At 42.7% G+C, this 12,008-nt stretch carries 12 protein-coding genes; all 12 read left to right on the top strand.

Annotation, left to right across the window (positions count from 1 at the left end):
* Window position 1: 1 nt before the first annotated feature.
* The 12 genes from rsgA to DWX65_RS02370 all read left to right on the top strand — a co-directional run bounded on the left by rsgA (window position 2) and on the right by DWX65_RS02370 (window position 11,989).
* Complete coding sequence (rsgA, locus tag DWX65_RS02425; protein WP_118172707.1) at window positions 2-880, top strand: ribosome small subunit-dependent GTPase A; 879 nt, start codon at window positions 2-4, stop codon at window positions 878-880.
* 100 nt (window positions 881-980) lie between these two features.
* Window positions 981-1,640 (top strand): ribulose-phosphate 3-epimerase, encoded by a 660-nt coding sequence (rpe, locus tag DWX65_RS02420; protein WP_022243170.1) that lies wholly within the window; start codon window positions 981-983, stop codon window positions 1,638-1,640.
* Between the two features lies 1 nt (window position 1,641).
* Window positions 1,642-2,289, top strand: a complete 648-nt coding sequence (locus DWX65_RS02415) for a thiamine diphosphokinase (RefSeq protein ID WP_118172907.1) — start codon at window positions 1,642-1,644, stop codon at window positions 2,287-2,289.
* A gap of 201 nt (window positions 2,290-2,490) precedes the next feature.
* Complete coding sequence (locus DWX65_RS02410) at window positions 2,491-3,510, top strand: ABC transporter substrate-binding protein (protein ID WP_118172706.1); 1,020 nt, start codon at window positions 2,491-2,493, stop codon at window positions 3,508-3,510.
* Window positions 3,511-3,558: 48 nt separating this feature from the next.
* Window positions 3,559-5,028 (top strand): uroporphyrinogen-III C-methyltransferase, encoded by a 1,470-nt coding sequence (gene cobA, locus DWX65_RS02405; RefSeq protein ID WP_118172705.1) that lies wholly within the window; start codon window positions 3,559-3,561, stop codon window positions 5,026-5,028.
* A 130-nt stretch (window positions 5,029-5,158) separates the two neighbouring features.
* Window positions 5,159-6,091 (top strand): cysteine synthase A, encoded by a 933-nt coding sequence (gene cysK / locus DWX65_RS02400; protein ID WP_117698496.1) that lies wholly within the window; start codon window positions 5,159-5,161, stop codon window positions 6,089-6,091.
* Between the two features lie 113 nt (window positions 6,092-6,204).
* Window positions 6,205-7,170, top strand: a complete 966-nt coding sequence (locus DWX65_RS02395) for a sulfate ABC transporter substrate-binding protein (RefSeq protein WP_242997804.1) — start codon at window positions 6,205-6,207, stop codon at window positions 7,168-7,170.
* Window positions 7,171-7,184: 14 nt separating this feature from the next.
* Complete coding sequence (cysT, locus tag DWX65_RS02390; protein ID WP_118172704.1) at window positions 7,185-8,033, top strand: sulfate ABC transporter permease subunit CysT; 849 nt, start codon at window positions 7,185-7,187, stop codon at window positions 8,031-8,033.
* A gap of 12 nt (window positions 8,034-8,045) precedes the next feature.
* The gene (locus DWX65_RS02385; protein WP_118087345.1) at window positions 8,046-8,909 is read left to right on the top strand and encodes a sulfate ABC transporter permease; all 864 of its coding nucleotides are present in this window, start codon (window positions 8,046-8,048) and stop codon (window positions 8,907-8,909) included.
* 1 nt (window position 8,910) lies between these two features.
* A complete protein-coding gene (locus DWX65_RS02380; protein ID WP_118087346.1) occupies window positions 8,911-9,972 on the top strand; it encodes an ABC transporter ATP-binding protein in 1,062 nt (353 codons plus the stop codon).
* A gap of 6 nt (window positions 9,973-9,978) precedes the next feature.
* On the top strand, window positions 9,979-11,691 hold the full coding sequence (locus tag DWX65_RS02375) for an adenylyl-sulfate reductase subunit alpha (protein ID WP_118087347.1): 1,713 nt from the start codon (window positions 9,979-9,981) through the stop codon (window positions 11,689-11,691).
* A complete protein-coding gene (locus DWX65_RS02370; RefSeq protein ID WP_022243159.1) occupies window positions 11,675-11,989 on the top strand; it encodes a 4Fe-4S dicluster domain-containing protein in 315 nt (104 codons plus the stop codon). Before DWX65_RS02375 ends, DWX65_RS02370 begins: the two co-directional genes overlap by 17 nt.
* The last annotated feature ends 19 nt before the right edge of the window (window positions 11,990-12,008 follow it).

Raw genomic sequence — 12,008 nt, 5'->3', positions numbered from 1 at the left:
CATGCAGGGAAAAATAGTCAAAGGAATTTCCGGATTCTACTACGTTCATGTAGTGGAATCCGGAATTTATGAATGTAAGGCAAAAGGAATATTCCGCCAGCAGAAGATGAAACCGTTGGTGGGAGATGATGTAGAGATTGATATTATTTCAGAAGAAAAGAAGACCGGAAATGTCGCAGCAATTCTTCCTAGAAAAAATGCACTGATTCGTCCGGCAGTTGCCAATGTGGAGCAGGCTCTTTTGATTTTTGCGGCGGCAAGTCCCAATCCGAATTTTAATCTTTTAGACCGCTTTCTGGTAATGATGGGACGGCAGGATGTTCCGGTAATCCTTTGTTTTAATAAGTGTGATTTGATTACTGAAGAACAGCAGCAGGAGATTGCTTCTATTTATGAAGCAAGCGGCTGCAAGATACTCTTTGTCAGTGCAAAAAAGGAACTGGGACTAAAAAAACTTCAGGAAATATTAGAAGGAAAGACTACAACGGTAGCAGGACCTTCCGGAGTGGGAAAATCTTCACTTATTAATCTTTTAGCACCGGAAGCCTGTATGGAAACCGGTGAAATCAGTAAGAAGATAGAGCGCGGCCGGCATACCACAAGACATGCAGAACTGATTCAGCTTAAGGGCGATGGTTATATCATGGATACACCGGGATTTAGTTCTCTTTATCTTCCGGAAATGGAGAAGGAAGAATTGCAGGATTGTTATCCGGAGTTTGCAGCCTTTGAACCGTATTGCAGATTTCAGGGCTGTTCCCATATCAGTGAGCCGGACTGCGGAGTCAAAGAAGCTTTATCAGAAGGAAAGATTCATCCGGTGCGTTATGAAAATTACTGCCAGCTTTATGGAGAATTAAAGGACAGAAAGAAGTATTAAATAATTAGAGTATCGAAAGAGATAGAAAATAGGATATCGAAAATAAGGTACAGCCAAATAAGATACGAAAGAAATATCAGATACAGAAAGGAATCAGACGATGAATTGTTTATCCCCATCTATTTTATCAGCAGATTTTAGTAAATTAGGAGAAGAGATTAAGACGGTAGATGAAGCCGGGGCGCAGTACATTCATATCGATGTAATGGATGGAAGCTTTGTGCCAAGCATTTCTTTTGGAATGCCGGTAATCCGCTCCATTCGAAAATGCACCGATAAAATATTTGATGTTCATCTGATGATTGATGAGCCAATCCGTTATATTGATGAGCTGGTAGACTGTGGAGCCGATTTGATTACGGTGCATGCAGAAAGCTGTAAGCATTTAGACCGGACCATTGAAGCTATTAAGGAACGTGGCATCATTGCAGGAGTAGCATTAAATCCTGCTACACCATTAACTGCCATTGAACATATTTTAGAAAAAGTGGATATGGTATTAATTATGACAGTAAATCCGGGCTTTGGCGGACAGAAGCTGATTCCTTATACTATCGATAAAGTGCGTCAGTTAAAGAAAATGGTGCAGGAGCGGAAGCTGAAGCTTGATATTGAAGTGGATGGCGGCGTAAACCTTTCCAATGTTGAAACATTGATGGATGCAGGAGCAAATATTATTGTTGCCGGAAGCGCAGTTTTTGGCGGAGATGCGGAAGAGAACACCAGATGTTTCTTAAATCTCATTAATGGTGGTAAATAAGATGAAAACATTGATTATCAATGGCGGAACCATAGAGGATGCATTTGCATTAAGTTATATAGAGCGGGTAAAACCGGATTGTATCTTAGCAGCAGACCGTGGCATGGAATTCTGTTACCGCAATCAGATAAAACCGGATGTCATATTAGGAGATTATGATTCGGCAGATAAAACCATATTGGAAGCATTTCGACGGCAAAGCGGCATTGAGTGGCACCAGTATCAGCCGGAGAAGGATTATACCGATTCTGAAATTGCCATCGGAAAAGCCATGGAACGGAATAGCAGCGAAATCCATATATTAGGTGGCACCGGTACAAGGCTTGACCATGTGTTAGGTAATATACAGCTTCTGATGCAGCCGCTGGCAAAAGACATTCCATGTTTTCTCATAGATTCCCATAACCGGATTCGCCTGTTGAAAGAGCGCGCGGTTCTTCGAAAGAGTCAGCAGTTCGGAAAGTATGTATCCTTACTTCCTCTTACAACAGAAGTAACCGGAGTAACATTGACCGGAATGAAATATCCTCTGCAGGATGCCGCATTTACCAGTGATAATACATTGGGCGTCAGCAATGAAATTGTAGAGGATGAAGCGGTGATAGATTTAAAAAACGGAATATTGATTATGATTGAATCGAGAGACTGATTCTTAAGAGACTGAATTCTGTAAGACGGAAGGAGGTCTCTTTTTTGTTATTAAGCTTCTTCAGGCTTTATGCTTGTATTGGAGCGGATAGACTGTGCCATTATTCTTTTAACGGAAAGACCGTTTCTATCTTGACAAATCAAAAAAATATAGTACAATACAATTCATAGTAAATAAATAGGAAAAGGATGAAAAGAAAAAATGAACAGAAGCGTAAGAACAAAATTAACAACACTCGGTCTTGGTGTAACATTAATGTTTACAGCACTGACAGGATGTGGAAATAAGGATGCAAAAGATACTTTAAGCACAGAACAGCAGTCTGCGACTGAGGTAATAGAGAGCACAGAAAATGTGACAGAGGGAGCCAGTGAAGAGAATCCGATTACTTTTACGGATGCACTGGGAAGAGATGTAACCGTAACTTCCCATGACCGTGTGGCAGCCATGATTGGAAGCTTTGCAGATGTCTGGTTATTATCCGGTGGTGAACTGGTGGCAACAGCCAATGACTCCTGGGAGTCATTAGACCTTGACTTAGGAGATGATGTGGTAAATCTTGGAAGTATTCAGGAGCCAAATACAGAAGCATTGCTTGCCGCACAGCCGGATCTTGTAATTGCAAGCACCAATACTACTTCTAATGTGGAGATGGAAAATATGCTGACAGAAGCAGGTGTTACAGTAGCATATTTTGATGTATCTGATTTTGACGCATATCTTCAGATGTTAGACATTTGTACAGATATTACCGGAAGAAAAGATTTATATGAGAAAAACGGACTTGAGGTTCAGAAACAGATTGAAGAAATCAAGGCAAGGGTAGATGATTCCCATCCAAGCGTATTATTTTTACGTGCAGCAGCAAGTGGTGTAAAAGCCAAAGGAAGTGAAGGCAGCGTAGGTGGTGAGCTGTTAAAGGATTTGGGATGTGTGAATATTGCAGACAGCGACAGCGGATTATTGGATAATCTGAGCCTTGAAGCAATCGTAACCGCAGATCCGGATTATATTTTCGTGACTACACAGGGAACCGATACAGATGCGGCACTGGAAAATGTGCAGGAAACATTAATTAACAGTCCGGTATGGAGCAGTCTTACTGCAGTGAAAGAGAATCACTATTATGTACTGGATAAACGGCTTTACAACCTGAAACCAAATGCCCGCTGGGGAGAAGCGTATAAAGAACTGGCAGACATTTTATATCAGGAAAACTAAGACGCAGAAACTTAAGTGACAGAGTATAGGCAATAAAGGAGAAGCGGGATGGGATATTTTCCATTTTTTGTGGAACTAAAAGGAAAAAGAGGACTGATTGTCGGTGGCGGTATTGTAGCAGAACGCAAGGTAAGAAAGCTGCTGCCTTATGAACCGGAACTTCTGGTTGTTGCACCAAAGATTGATGATGAAATCTGGAAACTTTCCGAAGAAATAAAAGAGAAAAGAAAAAAGAACGAAGATACGTCGGAACTTATTTTATCCGAGCGGGATTTTGAAACTACAGATCTGGAAAAAATGGATTTTGTTATTGCGGCAACCTCGGATGAAGCATTGAATGCAAGGATAGCAAAGCTTTGTGAAGAGAGGAATATTCTGGTAAATGTTGTAGATGATAAGGAAAAATGTGGATTCCTGTTCCCGTCGCTGATTCGGGAAGGAAAACTCAGTATCGGCATTTCTACCGAAGGAGCAAGTCCAAGAGTAGCAACCACGTTCCGTGCCCGGTTAAGCGCAGACATCCCGGAGCGGATGGAAGAAATCCTGGATTATCTTGAAAAGATTCGTCCTTTTGCAAAAATGGCAATCGAAGATGACAAAAAGAGAGCTGCTTTCCTGATGGATTTAGCGGATGTGTGTATGGAAAAAGGACGTCCCCTGACAGAAACTGAATGTGAAATTTTACTGGAAAATTATCAAAGCAAAACCCTAAAAGAAGCATTTGCAGATAAAGAAGCACTTTCGGGTAAGGAGGCACAATCCGGAAAAGAAGCTTGTCCGGTCAGGAAAGTATCCCCAGGAAAGGTGGTTCTGGTGGGAGCCGGTTGTCTGTCCTATGAATACATAACACTGCGCGGCATGCAGGAAATCAGAAAAGCACAGGTGCTGATTTATGATGCGTTAATTGATACAAGGCTTCTTGATTTTACCATTGAAAACTGTGAAAAAATCTGTGTAGGAAAACGCAGTGGCAGACACAGCATGAAGCAGGAAGAGATTAATATGCTGCTGATAGAGAAGGCAAAAGAAGGTGCGCATGTTGTAAGGTTAAAAGGCGGTGACCCATTTGTCTTTGGCAGAGGAAATGAAGAAGTAGACGCACTGACGGAGGCTGGCATTGAAACAGAAGTAATTCCCGGCATTTCCTCCTGCATTGCAGTGCCGGAGCTTGCCGGAATTCCGGTGACGGAGCGGAAGGTCAGCCGGAGCTTTCATGTAATGACCGGGCATTTTGCCGGAGATGAGGAATCATTAAAAGATGAGATTCACAAAATGGCTGCCATGGATGGAACCTGTGTCTTTCTGATGGGATACACAAGACTTGCGGAGATTGTAAGAGAATTACAAAACGGCGGTGCAGCGGTAGAGACACCGGTAGCAGTAATTCATGGAACTTCTGATGGAAGCAGCCGGGCAGCATATGGAACACTTCTTACCATCGAAAAAGAAGTGCAGGAGAAACAGATTCCAATGCCGGCAGTGATTGTGGTAGGAGATACCGTCCGTTTACCGGAGTAAGAAAAAGAAAAAAATTCAGGACTTTTCGGAAAAACGAGGTCCTGAAAAAAAATTTCTTACATTTCCTATTGACCATATATGAATTATAGGGTATTATGGTAAATAGTTACAGGAAAGGAGAAAAAAGGAAATGGCGAAAATAGCACAATCTCTGACAGAATTAGTTGGTAATACACCAATACTGGAACTGAAAAATTACGAAGAAGCAAAGCATCTTCCGGCACACCTTTTAGCAAAGCTTGAGTATTTTAATCCATTGGGCAGCGTAAAAGACCGTGTGGCAGAAGCAATGATAGAACAGGGAATAAAAGATGGGCTGATTAATGACAAGACCGTTATTATAGAGCCGACCAGTGGCAATACCGGAATCGGGCTGGCATTTGTATGTGCGGCAAAGAAGCTGCATCTGATTTTAACCATGCCGGATACCATGAGTGTTGAGCGAAGAAAGATTGTAACAGCACTGGGAGCAGAAGTGGTACTGACCCAGGGACGGCTTGGCATGCGGGGCGCAATTGAGAAGGCAGCCCAGTTAAAAGAAGAATATGGAAATGCATTTATTCCGCAACAGTTTGAAAATCCGGTCAATCCAAAAATCCATGAGCTTACTACCGCAGAGGAAATCTGGCGGGATACGGATGGCAGGATAGACATCTTTGTAGCTTCTGTAGGAACCGGTGGAACACTGACCGGAACAGCAAGAGGCTTAAAGGCAAAGAAAGCAGACATTAAGATTGTGGCAGTAGAACCTGCAACTTCCGCCGTTCTTTCCGGAAAAGAACCGGGACCACATAAGATACAGGGAATTGGCGCAGGATTTATTCCAAAGGTTATGGATTTGTCACTGGTTGATGAGATTATTCCGGTAGATAATGATGTGGCATTTGATACCACAAGAGAAGTGGCAAAGACGGATGGACTCCTGATTGGAATCTCGTCCGGTGCAGTCTTACATGCAGCAGAAGAACTGGCAGGCAGACCGGAGAATAAAGATAAAAATATTGTTATCTTAATGCCGGACAGCGGAGAGCGGTATTTATCCACCTCTTTATTCGAATTATAAAATCAATGAAAAGAGATAGAAAGGAAATGTTGGGTGACATGCAAAAGAGCAGAAAACAGCAGGGAAAGAAAATTACATATCGTTACCACATCACTGCACTTTTACTTGCAGTCATGATGTTGCTGCTCAGTGGATGTGGCAGACAAAAGAGTGATGTCATTACCATAACCAATGTTTCCTATGATCCGACCAGAGAGTTTTATGAAGCATATAATAAAATGTTCATACAGCATTATGAAGCAGAAACCGGAAAAAAAGTGGAAGTCATCCAGTCTCATGGAGGCTCCGGCATGCAGGCACGTTCCGTAGTGGAAGGTTGTAATGCGGATGTGGTGACACTGGCACTGGCACATGACATTTCGTTGATAGAGGATACCGGATTGATTAATGAGGGCTGGGTGGATCAATTCCCGGATGAATCCGCACCATATACTTCAACCATTGTCTTTCTGGTACGAAAGGGAAATGAGAGAAATATCAAAGACTGGGATGATTTGATTCAACCGGGTGTTGAAGTAATCACGCCGGATCCGAAGAGCAGCGGCGGTGCATGCTGGAACTTTCTGGCAGCATTAAGCTATGCAAGGGAAAAGGATTATAGTGAGGCAGAACAAAAGGAATTCTTAAAAGAACTTTATGCCAACGTTTCCGTGATGGATTCCGGAGCAAGAGGTTCCACAACCACCTTTGTGGAAAATAGAAAAGGCGATGTTCTGATTGCATGGGAAAATGAAGCCATGACAGTACTTAAGAATTATCCGGGAGAATATGAACTGATTTCTCCAACGGTCAGTATCTTAGCACAGCCCAGTGTGGCAGTGGTAGATGATAATGTAGATTTCAATGGAACAAGAGATGTGGCAGAAGCATATTTATCTTATTTATATGAAGATGATGCGCAGCGGCTCGCCGCAGAGAATGGTTACCGTCCATCCAATCAGGAAATTTTAAAGGAATATGAAGATACCTTTGATCTGACGATGACACTTTGGAGCATTGATGATTTTGGTGGCTGGGATCAGGCATACAAAGATTATTTTGATGATGATGCCTGGTTCGATGAGATATATAACTACTAGAAGAAGAGGCAAGTATGAAAAGACGATTCCGTAAAAATAAAAAAATCAGAGTCATACCGGGATTTCATTTAACGCTTGGAATTGCAGTTACAATGCTTTCACTGATTGTGCTGATTCCACTGGCATCCGTAATGGTATATGCCTTAAAGTTATCTCCGTCAGAATTTTTCGGACTTCTGACCAAGTCAAATGTATTATATGCATTTGCCACCAGCATCGGATGTTCTTTCTTAGCAGCATGCATCAATGTGGTGTTTGGTGTGATATTAGCCTGGACGCTGACCCGGTATGATTTTCCGGGAAAACGGATTTTAGATGGATTTATTGAACTTCCATTTGCACTGCCTACTGCAGTTGCAGGTATTACTTTATCAAAGATGTATTCTGACACCGGAGTCATCGGAAAGCCGTTAGCAGTCCTTGGAATAAAAGCAGCCTATACCCATGTGGGACTGGTCATTGCACTGGTATTTGTGGGAATTCCATTTGTCGTGCGTTCCGTTCAGCCAATATTGGAAAAATTGGATGGACAGTATGAAGAAGCAGCTTATATCCTTGGAGCGACACCGTCGAAAACATTTTTCAAGGTAATCTTATCAGAGATGAAACCGGCAATTTTAACCGGATTTGGTCTGGCATTTGCCAGAGGAGTAGGAGAGTATGGAAGCGTTATCTATATATCCGGCAACAGTGCCAAGGAGCATACACAGGTAATTTCCTATGTTATTATGCAGAAATTAAATTATATCGATTATGCCTCTGCAACAGCAATTGCACTGGTTATGTTAATCATATCATTCCTTATTTTATTTGCAGTAAATATCATTCAGATGAAGCAGGCGCAACGCACGAATCAGTTATAGAAGGAGAAAAGTATGAATGAGCTTGAAAAACTGGAAAAAAGAAAAAAACGTACGCGTCATATTCTGATTACAGTCAGTGTACTGTTCCTGTTCCTGATGCTGGTTCTTCCACTGCTCTGCATCATTGCAAGTTCCTTAAAAGAAGGATTTGCCTTTTACATACAGTCCATCCGGACAGATTATGTAAAGAGTGCTTTAAAGGTAACTCTGATTGCGACAGTGGCAGCGGTGGTGATTAACACATTCTTTGGATTATGTGTTTCCTGGCTTCTAACCAAGTTTTCCTTCCGAGGAAAACAGGTTCTGGCAACCTTGATTGATATTCCGTTTTCCATTTCACCGGTTATCGTGGGACTGGCATTTTTGATGACATTTGGAAGACTGGGCTGGACATATCCATTTATCCGGGCAATCAACCAGTTCTTTGGAACGAATATCAGAATCGCTTTTGCAATTCCGGGCGTTATTTTAGCAACGGTATTTGTAACATTCCCTTATGTATCAAGGGAAGTGATTCCGGTTTTAAATGCCCAGGGCAAGGACGAAGAGGAAGCAGCAGCCCTGATGGGAGCCGGCGGACTGAAAATCTTTTTTAAGATTACATTTCCACAGATGAAATGGGCATTGCTCTATGGAGTCATCCTTTGTACCTCGAGAGCGTTGGGAGAGTTCGGTGCGGTCAATGCTCTGTCAAAGACAAGAGGAGAGACCTTTACACTTCCACTGGAAATCGATGCATTATATATGTCGGGTACAGAGCAGTCCGTTACTGCAGCATTTGCAGTATCCTCGCTTTTGGTTATTCTGGCAGTTATTATATTATTCCTTCGAAATATTCTGGAATATCGGGCAAAAACAAGAAGGGAGAGCCGCTGATATGTATGTTGAAATGAAAGATATATGCAAACAATATGGCAGTTTTAAAGCTTCTGATCATGTCAGCTTTGGCATTGAAAAAGGAAAACTGGTGGCACTGCTTGGACCATCCGGCAGTGGAAAGACAACACTGCTTCGTATGATTGCAGGACTGGAAAAGCCAAATTCCGGAGATATTTACATCGATGGAAAGCGGGTCAATGATGTACCGGCTTCCAAACGAGGTATTGGATTTGTTTTTCAGAATTACGCATTGTTCCGCTATATGACCGTATATGACAATGTGGCATTTGGACTGGAGCTTCAGAAGGTGCCAAAGAAAGAGATTAAGAAGCGGGTAATGGAGCTTTTGGAGATTACCGGACTTTCCGGTATGGAGAAGAGGTATCCGAACCAGTTGTCCGGCGGACAGCGGCAGAGAGTTGCTTTTGCAAGGGCACTGGCACCAAGACCACAGGTACTGCTTTTGGATGAACCGTTTGCAGCAATTGATGCCAAGGTTCGTTCGGAATTAAGACTCTGGCTTCGCAGTGTGGTTACAAAGCTTGGAATCACCAGCATTTTCGTAACCCATGACCAGGATGAAGCCGTTGAGGTGGCAGATGAGATTATCATTACCAATCACGGAACCATCGAACAGATTGGAACACCGGCAGAGATTTATAATACACCGGATACTCCGTTTGTAGCACAGTTCATCGGACGTTCTTCCCTGGTGGAACATTACGAAGAGCTGCATGGATTTGATAAAATCGAGGGCGCAGCGAAAGCAGTCATCCGACCGGAATTTGTAAAGATACATAAATTTGGCAAAATTGACCGCTATATGAGTGCATCCCAGGATGGCATTGTAAAGGATATCGTATTCCGTGGAAACCGTCTGGATGTTACGGTAGACGTAGGCGGCATAGAGATAATCTGTGAATGGCCATTGGAAAAAGAAAGTCTTGAAATCGGAGAGAAGGTAAGCCTTTTGATTTACCGGTTATATGTGCTGGATAAAGAGCGGACGTATCTCTGTGAAAATAAAGAAATGCAGGAGGATGATGTATTCTACATCTAAGGTGCTATGAAAATTAAGAACAGGAAAATATTGGATACAGACATTTTAATTATTGGCGGTGGAACCGCAGGCTGTTATGCAGCACTGACCATTGCAGAACAGTCCGATGCGAAAGTTATCATTGCAGAGAAAGCCAACATCAAAAGAAGCGGCTGTCTTGCAGCCGGAGTAAATGCCATTAATGCATATATCGTAGAGGGCAGAAAGCCGGAAGATTATGTGGATTATGCCAAAAAGGATGCAGACGGCATCGTAAGAGAAGATTTACTTCTTACCATGTCGGAGGGCTTAAACCGTGTAACAGAGAAAATGGAGAAGCTTGGTCTTGTCATTTTAAAAGATGAAAATGGCAGATATGTGGCAAGAGGAAACCGGAATATCAAAATCAACGGTGAGAATATCAAGCCGTTACTTGCTTCTGCAGTAGAGGTACTGCCAAATGTTACGATTTTAAACCGGGTGGCAATTACCGATTATCTGGTAAAGGAGAACAGGATTTATGGTGCAGTGGGATTTTCCATTGAAAATGAGACAGCAGTAGAAATCCGGGCGAAGAAAGTGCTTTGTGCAACCGGTGGAGCATCCGGTCTTTACCGGCCGAACAATCCGGGATTCTCCAGACATAAGATGTGGTATCCACCATTTAATACCGGAGCCGGTTATGCCATGGGAATTGAGTCGGGAGCAGAGATGACCACCTTTGAAATGCGTTTTATTGCACTGCGTTGCAAAGATACCATCGCACCGACCGGAACCATTGCACAGGGTGTGGGAGCAAAGCAGATAAATGCCCTTGGCGAAGTATATGAGACAAAATACGGACTTACCACTTCACAGCGTGTGTATGGAACCGTAAAAGAGAATTTATTAGGACATGGTCCATGCTATCTTCGGACAGAAGGAATCAGTGCAGAGCAGGATGATTCCTTAAAGAAGGCTTATCTTAACATGGCACCGAGCCAGACCTTAAAATGGATTGAGCAGGGAAAGAACCCAAGTGAGCAGAATGTGGAAATCGAAGGAACCGAGCCGTATGTGGTAGGTGGACATACCGCCAGTGGTTATTGGGTTGACACCAGAAGAGAATCTACGATTCACGGACTGTATGCAGCCGGAGATGTGGCAGGAGGCTGTCCACAGAAATATGTAACAGGAGCCATGGTCGAGGGCGAGATTGCAGCAAAGGCAATGGTAGAAGACCTTGCAAAAGAAAATGCTGCAAGCTATGAAATGACCGGAGAAGAGAAAGCATTCTGTGATAGCAGATTTGAAGAAAAGATAAAAGAGTATGATAAGATTTTAACAAATCAGTCCGGTTTATATGATACGGAACAGTTAGAAGAAGCTATGCAGAAGGTAATGGATACCTATGCAGGCGGAATCAGCAATCATTATCAGTTTAATGAAAACCAGCTGAATCTGGCAGAAGAGAAAATCGAAAAGTTAAAGGAACTTTCGAAGGAGCTTGGAGCTTCCAATATGCATGAGCTGATGTTTGTCTATGAGCTTAAGAACCGGCTGACGGTCTGTGAGACACTGATTTATCATCTGAGAGCCAGAAAGGAAACCCGCTGGCACAGTTTTGCAGAAAACTTAGATTATCCGGATAAGAGTGATGAGTGGTTAAAATATGTGAATACCAGAAAAGAAAATGGTAAAATCCATGTGCTTTTCCGGGAATTAGTAAAGCGAGGTGAGACCTATGAGCATAGCTATTAATCAAAGCAAATGTGTGGGATGTGGCAGATGCAGTCAGGTCTGTCCGGGAACACTGATTGGAATGGACTCTGATGGAAAGGCATGTATGCTGTATCCGAAGGACTGCTGGGGCTGTTGCTCCTGTATTAAGGAATGTAAGGTAGATGCCATAGCACTTTACTTGGGTGCAGATATGGGCGGCATGGGAAGTAAGATGAGTGTAGCAAGCCGGGAACAATATCTGGACTGGAAGATAGAGAAACGAGATGGCAGCGTAGAAACCATCGTTATTGACAGAAAGCAATCGAATCAATATTAATAAATCGCCACGGGGTGGC

This window comes from Roseburia sp. AF20-18LB (assembly GCF_003461185.1).
Lineage (GTDB): Bacteria > Bacillota > Clostridia > Lachnospirales > Lachnospiraceae > Roseburia_C > Roseburia_C amylophila.
Note: the sequence above shows the minus strand (reverse complement) of the source record. Positions and strands in the feature narration are given on the sequence as shown.